This is a genomic window from Bradyrhizobium sp. WSM2793 (assembly GCF_000379585.1).
GTDB lineage: Bacteria > Pseudomonadota > Alphaproteobacteria > Rhizobiales > Xanthobacteraceae > Bradyrhizobium.
Genome location: NZ_KB902786.1, coordinates 25,910 through 43,160, shown reverse-complemented (window position 1 = coordinate 43,160; position 17,251 = coordinate 25,910). Strand labels below are relative to the sequence as shown.

The following is a 17,251-nucleotide window of genomic DNA, read 5'->3' as shown; positions in this document are numbered from 1 at the left end:
ACCGCCGTGTTCAGCCCACCGGCCCCGGGGTCCAATTGTCCCCTGCAAGCGGACTCACTCTCACATCGGGAATGACCCCGAGGTCCATGCTTGGATCGAAATGGCGCATCGTCCGCTCATTGAGGTCAATGATGCGGCCAGGTCTTAGTGGCCCCACGTCATTTATCTTGACGATGACCTTCTTGCCCACGGCTTCGACGAGGGCATATTTCGGCCTCGCGCCAAATTGAACCCCACCGAATTTGCGACGCAAGCTCGTCTTGATGGCAGCCGTCCAGGCAGAGGGATCATAACGCTCGCCGGTGGCTGTCTTCGGACCGCCCTCCTCCTTGCCGGGCTTGAACGGATTGTATGTGGACGCAGCCCCAACGATCGCATCGCCGGAGGCGGCATCGACGACGTCACTTGAGTGATCCCCGCGTGTTTCACTTCGAGCAACGGCAACAGAGAAGGCGAGCGCAACCAGGGCGCCGCAAATTGCGGCGCTCGAGCGGAATAGCATCATAAGTCCTGTGATTTTTTAGATTGTCCGGTTCCAGAACCGCAAGCGTGGTCAAGCGAACGCAGAAGCGTTCATGAACTCGCGCCAATCGTTTTGCGGATTCGAGCCAACCCCTGGCTACGGAACCGTCGTGGGAACCGGAGTGGTCTCACGTCGTGTTTTCGCTTCACACCGACTAAGACAGAGATTGCGTCAGCAGCATGACCCGATGGAACCCAGCGCGTGCAGCGTCTCAGGCTCGCAGGCAGCAGATCACGGCCAAGCCGCGCGACGTGCGCATTTCTCGAAAGCCGAGTTGACGAGGCCGCGCCCGAACTCACTCCGCCACGCGCGGGGATTTGTCGGCCGAGGCCTCCGACCATTCGCCGACGACGCGATCAAGGTCGCAGAGATTCTGGTGCATCTGCTCCAGCGAGAAGCCGAGTGCGAAGAAGCGTTCGGCAGTGTCGCCGGGCTGACCGCGGATCAGGCCGTCGTGGCGGACGGCGGCGACCGCTTCGGCGTAGTGCTGAAGCGCGACATGGACGGGATGGATCGGCGGCGCGCCGGCGCCTTCGCGCAAGGCCGCCGCGGCCGACCGCAGGAAGCGTGCGATCACGGCCGAAACTTCCGTCAGCGGCGCTGCGAGCCGCGTCTGCACCTCGATCGGCAACGGCACCACGGTGGCGCGGCCGATCATCACGACGTCATGGCGCAGGCGCAGGACGGTGCGCAGCAGCGGCCCGGTGTCCGGACCGCTCGACAGCCGTGCGGCGCGCTCGCGCTCGGCTTCGGCGCCGATCGCAGTGAGACCAACCATCGCGGTGCCGATCCCGTCCTGGATCCGGTGCAGCGCGTCGTTGTCGCGGCCGCGGGTGAGGCCCGCGAGCAGCTCGGTGAACGCGTCCGCGATCAGCTCGAGCAGGATCGCGGCGCTGGCACGGATCTGCCGCACCGCGCGCGAGGGCAGCACCAGGAACGAGACCAGCAATCCCGTAATGGCGCCGACCGCGACCTCGCTGACGCGATCGATTGCCGAGGTCATGGGATCGGAGTGATGCATGGTCGGAACCAGGAGCACGATCACGGCGGTCACGGTGGCGGCGCTGAGGCTCGGATTGATCGCGGCGATGAAGGCGAGCGGCGCGACCGAGAGCACCAGCAGGCCGAGCAGGCCTGCCTCGCTGGAATAAGGAATCAGGATCGCGATGGCGCCGCCATAGATGGCGCCGCCGATGGTGCCGAGCATGTAGTCGCGCGTCGCCTTCAACGAGCGGCCGACGCTCATCTGGGTCACGATCAGCGAGGTCAGCACCGCCCAAAGCGGCAATAGCAGATGCAGCGCGGTGGCCAGCGCATAGGCCGCGGTCGCGGCCACCGTGACCCGGATCGCCAGCCCGAGCTGCGTCCGCCGCGACCTAATCCGCTCCCACACCTGTCCTGCGAATGCCATCGTCAGACGTCCCAATCTTCTCGGGCCAAGCAAAAGCATGGCTGATGCCCGCGGCCCCAAGGCCGCTTGAAAGGCCAAATCAGCCCGCCTAACTTGCGCGCCAAAACGAGGAAACACGATGGCCCACGAAACCGCAACGCTCGCCGCCTACGTCTTCAACCTGAAATACCAGGATATTCCGGCCGAGGTGCTGGACCGCGCCAAGGTGCTGACGCTGGACTTCCTCGGCAGCGCGATCCGGGCCAGGCGCGAGGCCGAGTCGACCCCGTCGATGCTGAAAATGCTGGAGGCGCTGGCGCTCGACACCAAGGGCGAATCCACCGTGTTCGGCGACTCCAAGACCTGGACGCCCGCGGTCGCGGCGCTGCTCAATGGCGCACTCGGCCATTCCCTCGACTTCGACGACACCCACGCGGATTCCTCGCTGCATCCGAGCGCGCCGGTCGTTCCGGCTGCCTTCGCCGTCGGCGAGATGGTCGGCGCATCGGGCCGCGACGTGCTGACCGCGATCGTCGCGGGCTATGAGGTCTGCTGCCGGCTCGGCAACGCACTCGACCCGACCTCGCATTATGCGCGCGGCTTCCACCCGACCGCGACCGCCGGCACCTATGGCGCGGCGGCCGCCGCTGGCAAACTGTTCGGGCTGTCCGAGCAGCAGCTCATCGCCGCCTTCGGTGTCTCCGGCAGCCAGGCCGCCGGCTCGCTGCAATTTTTGGTCAACGGCGCCTGGAACAAGCGCTACCAGGTCGGCGCCGCCGCGATGAACGGCGTGATCGCCGCGACGCTGGCGCGCAACGATTTCGTCGGCGCGACGGAATCAGTTGAGGGCAAGCACGGCCTGCTCGCCGGCTACACCGACGATGCACATCCGGACAAGGCGGTCGCCGAACTCGGCAAGACCTACGAGACCATGAAGATCGGCGTGAAGCCATATCCGAGCTGCCGCTATACCCATGCCGCGATCGACGCGCTGATCGCGATGCGTCGCGAGCACAATCTGACGCCCGACCAGGTCAAGCGCGTCGAGATCGGTTTGCATCGGAACGGCATCACCTTGACCGGCGATGCCGCCACCAAGCGTCATCCGACCTCGATCGTCGGCGGCCAGTTCTCGATGTTCTTCACCGGCGCACTCGCGCTCGACCAGGGTTCGTTCGGCTGGGACGACTATAACCGCCTCGGCGACGCCGCCATCGACGCACTTGCCGACAAGTTTGACGTGGTCCAGGACGACCGGCTCGAGATCGGCCGCACCCATCCGTTCGGCGCCCGCGTCAGCATCACGACGGACGATGGCGTACATGAGCGGCTCTATGCGGACCCGTCCGGCGAGCCGAATTCGTTCCCGGACGCGCAGGCCATGCAGCAGAAATTCCTGACGCTGGCGCGCCCCGTGCTGAACGCGCGCGCGGAGAAATTCGCGGATGCGATCATGACGCTGGAGCGATTCGACCGCGTGGCCAAGGCGACGGAGCTGGGGCGGTAGAAGCGACGGCTCTTTCCTTCCCTTCTCCCCTTGTTGTGGGAGAAGGGGGCGCGAAGCGCCGGATGAGGGGTACGTCTCCGCGCAATCAACTGCATGAGAGGCGTGCGGAGAGAGACCCCTCACCCGTCTCGCCGCTACGCGGCGAGCCACCCTCTCCCACAAGGAGAGAGGGGAAGTAGCGCCAAGCTCTACTTTCAATTCACCCCCGCCAGCTTCCCCTTCTCGCGCGTCGCGGCCACCACATCCCGCACCAGATCGAACACGCCATCGGCCCCCAGCGGCCCGTTCGGTGAGCGACCGAGCCTCACGATCACCAACTTCTCCGACGGGATCATGATCGCGTACTGCCCGATCGTGCCCTTGGCGAAGAAGGCATCGCGCGGCCAGCCGTGCGCGATGCGAAACTTTGCACCAATGCTGTCGCCCTGGTTGGTCCAGAAGCCGGCGCCGATGCCGACCCAGGCATGCGGCGTGGCCGACGCGGAATAATTCACCCAGCCCTCGGGCAGGATACGCTTGCCGCCGGCTATGCCGTCGTTGAGATAGAGCTGGCCGAAGCGCGCCCAGTCGCGCGCAGAGGCCAGCATTTCGCCGGAGCCCTCGATCATGCCTGAAGCGTCGAGCTGAAGCGTGACGTTGACCATGCCGAGTGGCGCGAACAATTCGCGGCGTGCGAAGCGGAGCGCATCGGCAGGCTTGCCGTCGGCGGCATCACGCAGCAGATGCGCGAGGACGAGGAAGTTGCCGTCGTGATAATTCCACGCCGTGCCCGGCGCGGTCGCAAGCGGCGCGCGCTCGGCAAAGCTGGCCATATCGTCTTCGGCGTATTTCATGGTGTTGACCGGTTCCAGCGCGGAGCCGAGCGAGGCCTCCAGCGAGCTTCCGAGCGCAATGCCTGCGGTGTGACGCAGCAATTGATCGACGGTGATGGGATGACGCGGATCATCCGGATTTTGCCAGGCAGCGACGGGTGCGGGACCGTCGAGCTTCAACTTGCCCTGGCGCACCAGAATGCCTGTCAGCGCTGACATCACCGACTTCGTCATGGAGAAACCGAGCAGTTGCGTCTCCGGCCCGATGCCGTCGGCATAGCGCTCGGCAATGATGCGGCCGGCCTTCATCACGACGATCGCGCGGGTGTGACGATAGGGCGGCTGCGCGGGCTCGGCGAAGGCGCGGTCGAGCGCGGCTGCCAGGCCGTCGCTCTGCGGCGGCACGATCCCCGGGCCGGCGATCTCAGGGAGCAGCGCGGGCTGCCTGTCGTCAGGCGGCAACGCGACATCGGCGATCCCCTGCCCGTGCTCGAGCGTACAACCAAGTCCCTCGCGATAGACGGCATGGCTGCGGCCGATTCCGAACAGGGACACCGTGACATCCTTGCGCGTGCGATCGACCCGAAGATCCATCGCCCAGGTGAGCAGACCCGCGCCCGGCATCGCGTCGGTGGTCTCGGCGAGGTCGCGCATGAGATCGAGGCCGGAGACGAATATCTCCGAGCAGAGCGTGTGGGCGATGAAGCCGGTCGCAACCTTCGGCGCGTCGCGGGCGCGTGCGGCGCCGAGCGCGAGGCCGGCACAGGCGATGGTGGTGGTGAGCAGAATGATCTTGCGGCGGCGGGTCACGGGCTTTCTCCGGCTTTGGGGCGAGTGCGGGAGAGCAGGCCGGAGGCGGGCGATACGCGCTCGCCGGATTTGGAAAACGACCTCGTCGAACTGATCGAGGCTAGTCGATTTCGGAATTCTTACGCGATTTCAAAGGTCTAAAAATCTAGGCCGCATTCACCTTCAGCCGCCGATATTCCGTCGGCGTCACCCCAGTCACCGCCTTGAAAGCGCGATTGAACGGGCCGAGCGACTGGAAGCCGGCATCCATCGCGATGGTGATGACGGGGACCTCGGCCTGGGCGGGATCGGCGAGCGCCGCCTTGGCCTCCTCGATCCGGTGATTGTTCAGGAACACATTGAAGTTGCGATAACCGAGCCGCTGGTTGATCAGCCGGCGCAGCCGGTATTCCGGAATTTTCAGCCGACCCGCCAGCACGCCGATGGTGATGTTCTCCTGACGATAGATCCGCTCGTCCGCCATCAGCCGCATCAGGGCGTCGATGAGTTTTTGATCGGCGGATTCATCGACCGCAGGCTGACTGAAAACAACCGGCGGGGCGGGCGCCACCGCGGCCGGAAACAGATCCGCCCCATCGATGCGCATCATGGCATAGACGATCGCCGCGACGGTGCAGGCGAGCACGCCGGCACTGATGGTTTCGGCGACATCGCCGACGTGGTGGCCGACGACGGCGATCTGGAGCACCGCGTTCAGCCCGCCATAGAGCGCGATTGCACAGACGACGAAGACACGAGCGCTGCGGCGGCGCTCGACCAGGTCAGCCGGCCAGGAGGCGATCATCTGCCCGACCGCAAGGGCGATGAAACCGAGCACGATCAGATTGACCACCGTCACCGAGAAGCGCACATGGCCGCTGGGTGCAATCCAGACGCAGCCCGCGAAGCTGAAGGCCGTCACCAGCGCCCAGACCCATCCGTGCCACCAGCGGAGGCGAAACTCGTCGTCGAACAGGGAGCGTGTGAACAGCCAGAACACTACGATGGTGCCAGTCGACAACGCGATCAGCGGTGCATGCCAGAGCGCGATCGGCGAGGTGACATCCACCGAATAGCTCACCGCATGCGCTGCCGAGCTGAGCGCGAAGGCGGCGCCGAGGCGGGCTGCCAGCACGTTGCGAAAGTCGTGCAACAGCGACGCCGCCAGCATCAGTAGCAGCGCAACGCTGGCAGCGCGGAAGGCGAGCTCGGTTGCGGCAAGGGTCATCGGCTGGGGCGAACGGGAGTGGTTGGAACCAGCCGAACATCGTTCGTTGGCGTTATTTTTTCAAGGACCATCCTTACTCACAACTGTCAGCGCCCGGTTTCACAGATCGTAGGGTGGGCAAAGCGAAGCGTGCCCACCGCTTCTTCTCGATCAGAGAAAGATGGTGGGCACGGCGCTAGCGCGCCTTTGCCCACCCTACGGCTCGATGCACCGCTTTCGCGGAGCATGACAGTGGAGTATGTGGAGCGATTGCCCCCGGCGACGGCCCCCGGCCTTTGTCGCGACGGCGACGTCAAATCCTGCTACGATCGCGCTCGCTTAATACGGAAGGAATCCACCATGAGCTGGCAACCCTCGAACGATCCCGTGCTCGGCGATCCCATGTCCTGCGATGCGCTCGATCTCGTCATCGTGCCGCGCACGCGCGATCTCGGCGACGGATTCGCGGTGCGGCGTGCGCTGCCGCATGGCAAGCGGCAGATGGTCGGGCCCTTCATCTTCTTCGACCATTTCGGCCCCGTCCAGTTCGTCTCCGGCAAGGGCATGGACGTGCGGCCGCATCCGCATATCGGACTTGCCACCGTCACCTATCTGTTCGATGGCGCGATCATGCATCGCGACAGCGAGGGCAACGTCCAGGAGATCGCGCCCGGTGCGATGAACCTGATGACTGCCGGGCGCGGCATCGCGCATTCCGAGCGCACGCCCGAAGCGCAGCGCGCCTCGGGCCAGAAAATGCTGGGCCTGCAAAGCTGGATCGCGCTGCCGGCGGGATCGGAAGAGATCGCGCCGTCGTTCCAGCATTACGGCGCCGGCGATTTGCCGATGATCTCCGAGCGCGATTTCACCGCGCGGGTGATCGCAGGCACGTCGTTCGGCATCACGTCGCCTGTGGCGATGGTGTCGCCCTGGTTCTACACCGAGGTCACGGCCGCCGCCGGCGCGAGCGTGCCGCTCGATCCCGATCATGAGGAGCGCGCGATCTATATCGTCGACGGCGAGGTCGAGATCGCAAACGAGCGTTACGAGGCGCCGCGACTGCTGATCTTCCGCCCGGGCGACCGCATCACCGTGAAGGCGCTGAAAGCGACCCGGATGATGTTTCTCGGCGGCGATGCGCTGGAGGGGCCGCGCCACGTCTGGTGGAATTTCGTGTCCTCCAGCAAGGAGCGGATCGAGCAGGCCAAGCAGGACTGGAAAACCGGCCGTTTCGCCGCAGTTCCGCAGGAACATGAGTTCATTCCGCTGCCGGAATAGGCTAACCCGGTTGCCGGCCGTGCTGTCCAGTGCGGCCGGATATCCCGCCTGAAAGCCAAGTCCGCGAAAGCTTTGCCGATGACCACCATGCTCTCCAGCGACCTGCCCCTGACCAAGATCGGACGCGGCAAGGTGCGCGATATCTACGCCGTCGATGACGAGCGCCTGCTGCTTGTCACCACCGACCGCATCAGCGCCTTTGACGTGGTGATGGGCGAGACCATCCCGATGAAGGGCGCGGTGCTGACGCAGATCAGCGCGTTCTGGTTCGGCAAGCTGGAAGGCGTGGTGCCGCATCATATGATCAGCGCCGATACCGACGAGATCATCGCGGCCGTGCCGGCGCTGAAACCGCACCGCGCCGAGATCCTTGGCCGCGCCATGGTGTGCAAGCGCACCACCGTATTCCCGATCGAGTGCGTGATCCGCGGCTATATCTCAGGCTCGGCCTGGAAGGAGTACGCTGCCAGCGGCACGCTCGCGGGCGAGAAGCTGAAGGCCGGCCTCGTCGAGAGCGAGAAGCTCGAGCCTTCGATCTTCAGCCCGGCGACCAAGGCCGAGACCGGCCACGACGAGAACATCACGATTGCGAAAATGCGCGAGGTCGTCGGCGACGAGGTCGCCTACACGCTGGAGAGCATGACGCGCGCGATCTACACGCTCGGCGAGGAGCTGGCGCGCGAGCAGGGCATCATCATCGCCGACACCAAGTTCGAATTCGGCCGGGACAAGGACGGCCGCATCATCCTGATCGACGAAGTCATGACGCCGGATTCCTCGCGCTTCTGGGCGGTCGATGCCTACAAGCCCGGCCAGCCGCAGGCGAGTTTCGACAAGCAACCCTTGCGCGACCATCTCGACGTCGAGCGCCGTGCCGGCCGCTGGAACGGCGACGCCCCGCCGCCGCCATTGCCGGCAAGCGTGGTGGACGCGACCAGCAAGCGCTATCTGGAGGCGTATCGGCGGGTGACGGGCACGGAGCTGAAGATCTAGGCGCGATACTGCCGCACGCCCCGCCTCCTACGTCGACCGTCATTCACACTTCGCTGTCGTCCCGGACAAGCGTAGCGCAGATCGGGAACCGTCCGACGAGCAGAGAATTCGGATTTAAGTGGAGGTCGTCCTTAGGGCGGCGCTTTGGCCCCATCTGGGCTGCGATCTCGACTCCATTGATCCAGATCAAACCGGGAGCCAACGATAAAAGGAAGCTGATCACCTCGGCTTGATACAACAACGAGGGAGGTTGCCATGAGGCTGGTCGGCATCAAGCGAACGCTACTTTTTGCAGCCGTTCTGGGCTGCGGAATTTTCGGCTCGACCCAATGGTCGAACGACGCCGGCACCGTGTTCGGCGTTTCAAGCGCCGAAGCCAGGGTCGGTCGGCCGGCAACTCCCGCGAGCGTTGCCGGCGTTGCACGCCGAACCACGCGGCGCGCGGTCGTCGGTGGCGCGGCTGTGGGTGCGGCAGCTGCCGGCGCAGCATGCGTCCGCGTCTATGTGAACGGCGCCTACGTGTGCCGCTGATGCCTTCGCGCCGGCGAGTCCAATCGCCGGCGCGGGAGCCTCGATTGCCGGTCAGATCCCAGCCATCATCACGTATTTGATCTCGACATATTCTTCCATGCCGTGACGCGAGCCTTCGCGCCCCAGGCCGCTTTCCTTGACGCCGCCGAAGGGCGCAACTTCGGTGGTGATGAGACCGGTGTTGACGCCGACCATGCCTGATTCCAGCGCTTCGGCGACGCGCCAGACGCGGCCGAGATCGCGGGAGTAGAAATACGACGCCAGGCCAAACGGCGAGGCATTGCACATCGCGACCACGTCGGCCTCGTCCTTGAAGCGGATCACCGGCGCGAGTGGCCCGAAGGTTTCCTCCTGCGACACCAGCGAGTCCGACTTGACGTCGGCCAGCACGGTGGGTTCGAAGAACGAGCGGCCGAGCTCGCTGCGCTTGCCGCCGGTCACGACCTTGGCGCCGCGCTTCACCGCATCAGCAATGTGGCGCTCGACCTTGTCGACCGCCTTCAGGTTGATCAGCGGGCCCTGCGTGACGCCGCTCTCGGTGCCGTCACCGATCTTCATCGCGGCGACCTTCTTCGACAGCTTCTGCACGAACTCGTCGTAGATCTTGTCCTGGGCGTAGAGGCGGTTGGCGCAGACGCAGGTCTGGCCCATGTTGCGATATTTCGAGACGATGGCGCCTTCGACCGCAGCGTCGATATCGGCGTCGTCGAACACCACGAAGGGCGCATTGCCGCCGAGCTCGAGGCCAAGCCGCTTCACGCCGACGGAGGCCTGCTGGTAGAGGATCTTGCCGACCGCGGTCGAGCCGGTGAAGCCGACGAAGCGCACTGCCGGATGCTCGCACAGCACCTTGCCGATCGGCGGGGCGTCCCCGGTGATGATGTTGAGCACGCCCTTGGGGATTCCGGCCTTCTCGGCAAGCACGGCCAGCGCCAGCGCCGACAGCGGCGTCTCGTTGGCGGGCTTGAGCACCACGGTGCAACCGGCGGCGAGCGCCGGGGAGACCTTGCGGGTGATCATCGAGTTTGGGAAATTCCATGGCGTGATCGCGCCGCAGACGCCGATCGGCTGCTTGATCGCGAGCAGCCGCGCGTCGGGCCGCTGCGTCGGAATGGTCTCGCCGTAGACGCGCCTCGCTTCCTCGGCGAAGAACTCGATATAGGCCGCACCGATATCGACCTCGCCGAGCGCTTCCGAGAGCGGCTTGCCCTGCTCGGAGGTCAGGATCAGCGCGAGATCCTCGCGGTTGGCGATGATCAGCTCGAACCATTTGCGCAGGATGTTGGAGCGCTGCTTGGCGGTGTGCTTGGCCCAGGCCGGAAAGGCACGCTGAGCGGCCTCGACCGCCTTGGTCGTATCGTCGGCACCGAGCTGCGGCACTTTTGCAAGCTCGACGCCGGTCGCGGGATTGTTGACGGCAAAGACCGGCGTGCCGACCCAGGTGCCGTCGATGTAGCAGGCCTCCTTCAGGAGCGAGGGGTCTTTCAACCGGTCGCGGAGGGTGGCGGTGGCTTGCGTGGCGCGTGCGGCAGCGGGCGGGGTCATGGCGTTACTCCTCGAACGATCATTTTGGGGCGATCGGATCGGCCGGAATATAGGGACAAGCAGCGCGCAATGCACCGTCCCACAACGCACATCTGATGGGAGCTAAACCGGCAGCGGCCTTAGGCCGCGCCGCTCATATAGGTCTCGCGGCGACCGATCATGCGTTCGGCCGCGGCCTTGGCGTCGGCCTTCGACGAGGTTGCGCAGGTACGGTATTCGAGATCGGGAACGTCGGACGGGTTGCGGCGGCCGAACCAGTTCTTGGAGCCCACCGGCAGCAGCGCCAGCGCCTGCGCCAGATTGTCGACTGCACCGAAGGAATAGAGCGCGCCGGTCCCGGCGATCCGCACCTCGTAGATCCCAGGCGAGATCGGCGCCTCCAGGTTCTCGCCCCGTCCGGGACGGGGATAGCGCTTCCATTCGCTCCAGGTCGAAATCATCTGAGGTCCCCCCTCGCGGCCGCTCGGCGACCGCCAAATTTGCATCAAGTCTTAACGTCGGCCGTCGATTGGCCGAGTGCTGAACGCCGCAACGCACAAAATGTTTCAAGTGCTTCAAACACAGGAATCATATCGCCAGCACCCATTCACGGTCACGGCGAGATGCGGTCATCCACCGCAGATTGTGACGGAGTGTTGCCGTTCGGCCTGCTTGTCGTCCTGCGTGAGGCACCGACCGTCAAGTCACGACATCGCGACCGAAGCGGGCATCTGGACGCGCTTGCCGCGCGGAGCGTGCGGGAGGACAATCGATCACTGCCAACAATAATCAAACTCGAGGAAACGCCATGCAAAGCAAAGCTGAGATCGATGAGATTCTGCGTCAGAAGAGCGACGCCAAGGAGATCCCCGGCGTCGTCGCCATCGCCGCCAGCGGTAACGACGTGCTGTATCAGGGCGCGTTCGGCAAGCGCGACCTGTCCAAGCCCGACGCGATGACAGCGGACAGCGTGTTCTGGATCGCCTCGATGACCAAAGCGGTGACATCGGCGGGCGCGATGCAGCTGGTCGAGCAGGGCAAGCTGTCGCTGGACGCGCCGATCGGCGACGTGCTGCCCGATCTCGCCAATCCGCAAGTGCTCGAGGGCTTCGATGCCAAGGGCGAGGCGAAGCTGCGGCCGGCGAAGGGGCCGATCACGCTGCGCCAGCTGATGACCCACACCGCCGGCTTCTGCTACAACATGTGGAACGGCGATCTGGCGGTCTATCTCGACAAGAACGGCATTCCCGCGATCACCACCTGCCAGAACGCGGCGCTGAAGACGCCTGTCATGACCGATCCCGGCACGCGCTGGGAATACGGCACCAACATCGATTTCGTCGGCAAGGCCGTGGAAGCCGTCAGCGGCAAGCGGCTGGACGCCTACCTGCGCGACAATCTTTTCGCGCCGCTGGGCATGAGCGACACGGCGTTCAAGATCACCGACAGCATGCGCAAGCGCCTCGTCGGCATGCATGCGCGCGGCGAGGACGGGCAGCTCGCATCGATCCCGTTCGAGCTCGAGCAGAATCCGGAATTCCACATGGGTGGCGGCGGCCTCTATTCGACCGCAGCCGACTACATCAAGTTCACCCAGATGATCCTGAACAAGGGGAGCGGCAACGGCAACCAGGTGCTGAAGGCCGATACGATCGCCATGATGAGCCAGAACCAGATGGGCGATCTCAACATGACCAAGATGACGACGGCTGCGCCGATGTACACCAACGACGTCGATCTCTATCCGGAGCAGGTCAAGAAGTGGGGCCTCAGCTTCATGATCAACACCGCCAAGACGGCTGAAGGCCGTAGCGCCGGCAGCCTCGCCTGGGCGGGCCTTGCCAACACCTATTACTGGATCGACCCGGCGCGTGACGTCACCGGGGTGATCCTGATGCAGCTGCTGCCGTTCGCGGATGGAAAGTGCCTGGAGACATTCGCGGGCTTCGAGCGCGGGGTGTACGCCGGGCTTGATGCGGGGAGCGGGCAGAAGGCTGCCTAGCCACTTAGTATGAGGTGCGCGGCGTCGCGCGCCTTCGCCGCAATCGATAACCTCGTGCCCAAGGCCATCGGCCAGGCACGAGGCACCAGCTTTGAGGAGACGAACTTGGCGGACGATCTGGCAGATAAAGCCGACAGCTACGTTTGCGGCATCTCGGACACGCCGCTGCTCGGCGACACCATTGGCCGCAGCCTCGACCGCGCCGTGCGGCGCTGGGGCGATCGCGAGGCGCTGGTCTCGCCCAGCCATGGCGTCAGATGGACCTGGAAAGAATTCGCCGAGCGGGTCGATGCGCTCGCCGCCGGCTTTCTCGCCCTCGGGCTCGAACGCGAGGAGCGGATCGGCATCTGGTCGCTGAACCGGCCGGAATGGACGCTGACCCAGTTCGCCGCCGCCAAGGCCGGCCTGATCCTGGTGACGATCAATCCGGCCTACCGGCTCAGCGAGCTGGAATTCGCGCTGAAGAAGGTCAGCTGCGCGGCGATCGTCACCGCAACCGCGTTCAAGACCAGCAATTACATGGAGATGCTCAACACGCTGTTGCCGGAGTTGGCGCGTGCCAAACCCGGACAGTTGCAGGCGGCGCAACTGCCGGCCTTGCGGATGGTGATCCAGATCGGCGACCCGGCGGCCTCAGGTACGATCCCTTTCGAGGAGGTCGCGCGCATGGGCCAAGCGGAGCATCGCGAGCAACTTGCCGCGCTCGGTGCTGCGCTTCAGTTCGACGACCCCGTCAACATCCAGTTCACCAGCGGCACCACGGGATCGCCGAAGGGCGTCACGCTGACCCACCACAACATCCTCAACAACGGCTATTTCACGGGACGCGCGATGCGCCTGACGGAAGCGGACCGCATCTGCATTCCGGTGCCGCTCTATCATTGCTTCGGCATGGTCATGGGCAACCTCGCCTCGGTCACGCTCGGCACAACCATAGTCTACCCGGGCGAGGGCTTTGATCCGCTCGCGACGCTGCGCGCGGTCGAGCAGGAGAAATGCACCGCGCTGTATGGCGTGCCGACCATGTTCATCGCGGAGCTCGATCACCCCGAATTCAAGAATTTCAATTTGAAATCACTGCGCACCGGCATCATGGCCGGCGCGCCCTGCCCGATCGAGGTGATGAAGCGCGTCAACACCGAGATGAACATGCGCGAGGTCACCATCGCCTATGGCATGACCGAGACCAGCCCGGTGAGCTTCCAGAGCGCGACTGACGATCTGCTCGAACGGCGCGTCTCCACGGTCGGCCGCATTCACCCGCACGTCGAGGTCAAGGTCGTCGATCTCGAAGGCAGGATCGTGAAGCGGGGCGAACGCGGCGAGCTCTGCACCCGCGGCTATAGCGTCATGCTGGGCTATTGGGAGGAGAAGGAAAAAACGTCCGACGTGCTCGACGCCAATGGCTGGATGCACACCGGCGACCTCGCCACCATCGATGCCGCCGGCTATTGCAACATCGTCGGCCGCATCAAGGACATGGTGATCCGCGGCGGCGAGAACCTTTACCCGCGCGAGATCGAGGAGTTTTTGTACCGTCACCCCAAGATCCAGGACGTGCAGATCTTCGGCGTGGCCGACACCCGCTACGGCGAGGAGCTCTGCGCCTGGATCCGCGTCAGGCCGGGCGAGACGCTGACGGCCGAGGAGGTCCGCGCCTTCTGCGACGGCCAGATCGCCCACAACAAGATCCCGCGCTACGTCGAGTTCGTCGATGAATTCCCGATGACGGTGACGGGCAAGATCCAGAAATTCGTGATGCGCGATGCGGTGGAGCAGCGGCTGGGATTGAAGGCGGCGAAGACGGCGTGAGGGACTGAACACTTTGCCACGCAATCGCTGTCATTCCCCGCGGAGGCGGGGAATCCAGTACACTGCGGCTTCTCGATTCAATCACAACCGCCTCTGGAATACTGGATCGCCCGGTCGAGCCGGACGATGACAGCGAGGCTGGTGCGCGACTTCCCTAAACCGTCAGCCCGCGCTGCTGGGCCAGCTCCCTCAGCGACACAAGCGGACGCGCACCGATGTGCTGGATCACTTCGGCGGCCGCGAGCGCGCCGAGCTCGCCGCACTGCTTGTGCGCGAGGTTACGTGAAAGGCCGTAGAGGAAGCCCGCTGCGAAGAGATCGCCGGCGCCGGTCGTGTCCACCAGTTTCGTGACCGGCGAGGCCGGGGCTGCGACGGCGTCGGTCGGTGTCACCACGACGCAGCCCTTCTCGCTGCGGGTGACCACGCCGAGATTGACGTCGTTGCGCAGCTGCTTCAGGGCGGTGTCGAAATCCGAGGTCATGTAGAGCGAATGCAGCTCGGATTCGTTGGCAAAGACGATGTCGACGGTGCCGTCGCGCATCAGCGCGAGAAACTCGTCGCGATAGCGATCGACGCAGAAGGAATCCGAGAGCGTCAGCGCCACCTTGCGCTTGGCATCATGGGCGATCTTGGCCGCCTTGACGAAGGCGTCCTTGGCGTTCTTGGGGTCCCAGAGATAACCCTCGAGATAGACGATGCCGGCGCCGGCGATCTCGGCCGGATCGATGTCGGCGGGCGAAAGATCCTGCGCGGCGCCGAGATAGGTGTTCATGGTGCGCTCGCCGTCACCGGTGACCAGGATGTAGGAGCAGCCGGTGGCGGGGCCGTCCTGCGCGGCGGGCGTGTTGAAGGCGACGCCGGCAGCGCGGATGTCATGGACATAGAGCTTGCCGATCTGGTCATCCTTGACCTTGCCGACATAGGCGGCACGTGCCCCCAAGCTGCCGATGCCGACGATGGTGTTGGCGGCAGATCCCCCCGAGACTTCCGTGGCCGGCCCCATGTCCTTGTAGATGGCAGCCGCCCGCGCCTCGTCGATCAGGGACATGCTGCCCTTGGTCATGCCATGCTTGCCCAAAAAGGCCTCGTCGGTCCTGACCAGCACGTCGAACAGCGCGTTGCCGATACCGAGAACGTCATATTTCACGTCAGCCATTCACCTTGATCCTGTTTGGCGGATTGCGAACCCTGCGGAAATCCGCTTCCTGTCATCCCGAAATCTGGCTCGCGGCCTATCACGACCGGGCCTGCGCGAGCAAGCAACGGTATGATAAAGAGCCGATGATCCGCTCCTTCCTGACCGTCTCGACGGGAACACTGGCCTCGCGGCTGCTGGGCTTTGCCCGCGATTCCCTGATCGCGGCGCTGCTTGGCACCGGCGCCGTGGCGGATGCATTCCTGGCCGCCTTCCAGCTGGTCAATGTGGTGCGCCGCCTGCTCAGCGAAGGCGCGCTGAACGCGGCGCTGATCCCGGCCTGGCTGCGCATCCGTGACCGCGACGGCCCGGCGGCTGCGGCGGCGTTCGCCGGACGCGTGCTCGGCACGGTCAGTGCGGCGCTGATTGCGATCTCGCTCGGCATTGCCCTGCTGATGCCGCTGACCATGACGGTCATCGCGCCCGGCTTTCTCGGTACCGGCACGCTCGATCTCGCGGTCCAGAACGCGCGGCTGATGCTGCCTTATCTCGCCTTCGCCGGTCCCGTCACCGTGCTGATGGGCCTGCTGAATGCACAAGGGCGATTTGCGCTCACCGCGTTCTCGCCGCTGCTGTTCAACATCGCGCTGATCGCCGCGATCGCTTTGCTCCTGGTCTGGCACGCCGACGCCGGCTTCGCTGCGTGGCTGCTGGCGGCCACCGTTGGCATCGCCGGCTTGCTGCAACTCCTGATGCTGCTGTCGCAGCGCAGTGCGCGCCTTGCCACGCCTCTGCGCGTCAGTTTCGACAAGGAGATGCGCAGCTTCTTCGCCAAGGCGATCCCCGGCATGATCGCAAGCTCGGGACCGCAATGGCTGATGGTCGCGGGCGCGATCATCGCATCGGCGACGCCGTCCGCGGTGTCCTGGCTCTATTTCGCCAACCGCCTGATCGAGCTGCCGCTCGGCATCGTCGGCGTCGCCATGGGCACCGTGCTGGTGCCGGAGCTGACGCGCGCGGTGAGTGGTGGCGACCGTGATACGGTGGCGCATGCACAATCGCGCGCGCTGGAGCTTGCGACGGGGCTGGCACTCCCCGCCACGCTCGGCCTGATCGTGCTGGCCGAGCCGATCGTGCGGCTGTTGTTCGAGCATGGCGCTTTCGGCGCCGAGGACAGCATGACGACCGCGCACGCGCTGATGTGGCTGGCACTGGGTCTGCCGGCCCATGTGCTGATCAAGGCGCTGTCGCCGGCCTTCTATGCCCGCAGCGACACGATGACGCCGCTCAGGGCCACCGCCATAGGCATTGTGGTCGCGGTCGTGCTTGCCGTGCTGCTCGGCCATTTCTTTGGCGCCAGCGGGATCGCGGCGAGCATCGCGGCCGGCGCCTGGAGCGGCGCGCTCTCGCTGCTTCGGAAGGGCACCAGGGAGTTCGGCTTCTCGGTCCACACTGCTGCCCGCAACCGGCTGCCGCGGATCGTGCTCGCCGCAGCCGCCATGGGCGCCCTGCTCTGGCTGACCACGGGCCTTGTGCCTTCAGACGCGCATGGCTTCATCCGCTTCGTCGTGCTGGGCCTGCAGATCGGGGCCGGCATCGCGGTCTATGGCCTGCTGCTGCAGATCCTGGGCGCGGCCTCGTGGCGCGAGGCGGCTGCCGCCTTGAAGCGGCCCGCCTGAACGGGCTGCGCTTGCGAATTGCCCTTGACGGGGCAGCGCCGCTGTTGGAAACGACGGCCGAATACCTAT

14 protein-coding genes are annotated in these 17,251 nt (G+C 65.2%); 7 read left to right on the top strand and 7 right to left on the bottom strand.

The genetic code is table 11. The features are described from left to right. Nucleotides 1-10 precede the first annotated feature (10 nt). A complete protein-coding gene (locus tag A3AS_RS0120555) occupies nt 11-505 on the bottom strand; it encodes a septal ring lytic transglycosylase RlpA family protein (RefSeq protein WP_018319450.1) in 495 nt (164 codons plus the stop codon). Nucleotides 506-818: 313 nt separating this feature from the next. Continuing rightward, nucleotides 819-1,934, bottom strand: a complete 1,116-nt coding sequence (locus A3AS_RS0120550) for an aromatic acid exporter family protein (protein WP_018319449.1) — start codon at nt 1,932-1,934, stop codon at nt 819-821. Between the two features lie 118 nt (nt 1,935-2,052). Between A3AS_RS0120550 and A3AS_RS0120545 the strand changes: the two genes are divergently transcribed. Next, on the top strand, nt 2,053-3,420 hold the full coding sequence (locus tag A3AS_RS0120545; protein WP_018319448.1) for an MmgE/PrpD family protein: 1,368 nt from the start codon (nt 2,053-2,055) through the stop codon (nt 3,418-3,420). A 194-nt stretch (nt 3,421-3,614) separates the two neighbouring features. Here A3AS_RS0120545 and A3AS_RS0120540 read toward each other — a convergent pair whose 3' ends face one another. Both A3AS_RS0120540 and A3AS_RS0120535 read right to left on the bottom strand, forming a co-directional pair. After that, the gene (locus A3AS_RS0120540) at nt 3,615-5,042 is read right to left on the bottom strand and encodes a serine hydrolase (RefSeq protein ID WP_018319447.1); all 1,428 of its coding nucleotides are present in this window, start codon (nt 5,040-5,042) and stop codon (nt 3,615-3,617) included. 145 nt (nt 5,043-5,187) lie between these two features. After that, nucleotides 5,188-6,249 carry a helix-turn-helix domain-containing protein gene (locus A3AS_RS0120535; protein WP_018319446.1) on the bottom strand — a complete coding sequence of 354 codons (1,062 nt, stop codon included), beginning with the start codon at nt 6,247-6,249 and terminating at the stop codon, nt 5,188-5,190. Between the two features lie 339 nt (nt 6,250-6,588). Here A3AS_RS0120535 and A3AS_RS0120530 point away from each other — a divergent pair, with 339 nt between their 5' ends. The 3 genes from A3AS_RS0120530 (at nt 6,589) to A3AS_RS0120515 (ending at nt 9,030) form a co-directional block, all read left to right on the top strand. Then, nucleotides 6,589-7,506: a pirin family protein gene (locus A3AS_RS0120530; protein ID WP_018319445.1), complete on the top strand. Its 918-nt coding sequence runs from the start codon at nt 6,589-6,591 to the stop codon at nt 7,504-7,506. 78 nt (nt 7,507-7,584) lie between these two features. Further along, nucleotides 7,585-8,499: a phosphoribosylaminoimidazolesuccinocarboxamide synthase gene (locus A3AS_RS0120525; RefSeq protein WP_018319444.1), complete on the top strand. Its 915-nt coding sequence runs from the start codon at nt 7,585-7,587 to the stop codon at nt 8,497-8,499. Nucleotides 8,500-8,754: 255 nt separating this feature from the next. Further along, nucleotides 8,755-9,030: a hypothetical protein gene (locus A3AS_RS0120515; protein ID WP_018319442.1), complete on the top strand. Its 276-nt coding sequence runs from the start codon at nt 8,755-8,757 to the stop codon at nt 9,028-9,030. A gap of 51 nt (nt 9,031-9,081) precedes the next feature. Here the strand turns inward: A3AS_RS0120515 and A3AS_RS0120510 are convergent, their stop codons facing one another. Beyond that, nucleotides 9,082-10,575, bottom strand: a complete 1,494-nt coding sequence (locus A3AS_RS0120510) for an NAD-dependent succinate-semialdehyde dehydrogenase (protein ID WP_018319441.1) — start codon at nt 10,573-10,575, stop codon at nt 9,082-9,084. A gap of 119 nt (nt 10,576-10,694) precedes the next feature. Further along, a complete protein-coding gene (locus tag A3AS_RS0120505) occupies nt 10,695-11,015 on the bottom strand; it encodes a hypothetical protein (RefSeq protein WP_018319440.1) in 321 nt (106 codons plus the stop codon). Nucleotides 11,016-11,362: 347 nt separating this feature from the next. Here A3AS_RS0120505 and A3AS_RS0120500 point away from each other — a divergent pair, with 347 nt between their 5' ends. Together A3AS_RS0120500 and A3AS_RS0120495 are read left to right on the top strand one after the other, a co-directional pair. Continuing rightward, nucleotides 11,363-12,556: a serine hydrolase gene (locus A3AS_RS0120500; RefSeq protein WP_018319439.1), complete on the top strand. Its 1,194-nt coding sequence runs from the start codon at nt 11,363-11,365 to the stop codon at nt 12,554-12,556. A 117-nt stretch (nt 12,557-12,673) separates the two neighbouring features. Beyond that, nucleotides 12,674-14,368, top strand: coding sequence for an AMP-binding protein (locus A3AS_RS0120495; protein WP_026202181.1), 1,695 nt, complete (start codon nt 12,674-12,676; stop codon nt 14,366-14,368). Between the two features lie 154 nt (nt 14,369-14,522). On the opposite strand, the gene A3AS_RS0120490 is transcribed toward A3AS_RS0120495, so the two are convergent. Next, a complete protein-coding gene (locus tag A3AS_RS0120490) occupies nt 14,523-15,524 on the bottom strand; it encodes an adenosine kinase (RefSeq protein ID WP_018319437.1) in 1,002 nt (333 codons plus the stop codon). Between the two features lie 125 nt (nt 15,525-15,649). Here A3AS_RS0120490 and murJ point away from each other — a divergent pair, with 125 nt between their 5' ends. After that, nucleotides 15,650-17,182 carry a murein biosynthesis integral membrane protein MurJ gene (murJ, locus tag A3AS_RS0120485; RefSeq protein ID WP_026202180.1) on the top strand — a complete coding sequence of 511 codons (1,533 nt, stop codon included), beginning with the start codon at nt 15,650-15,652 and terminating at the stop codon, nt 17,180-17,182. Nucleotides 17,183-17,251: the final 69 nt, after the last annotated feature.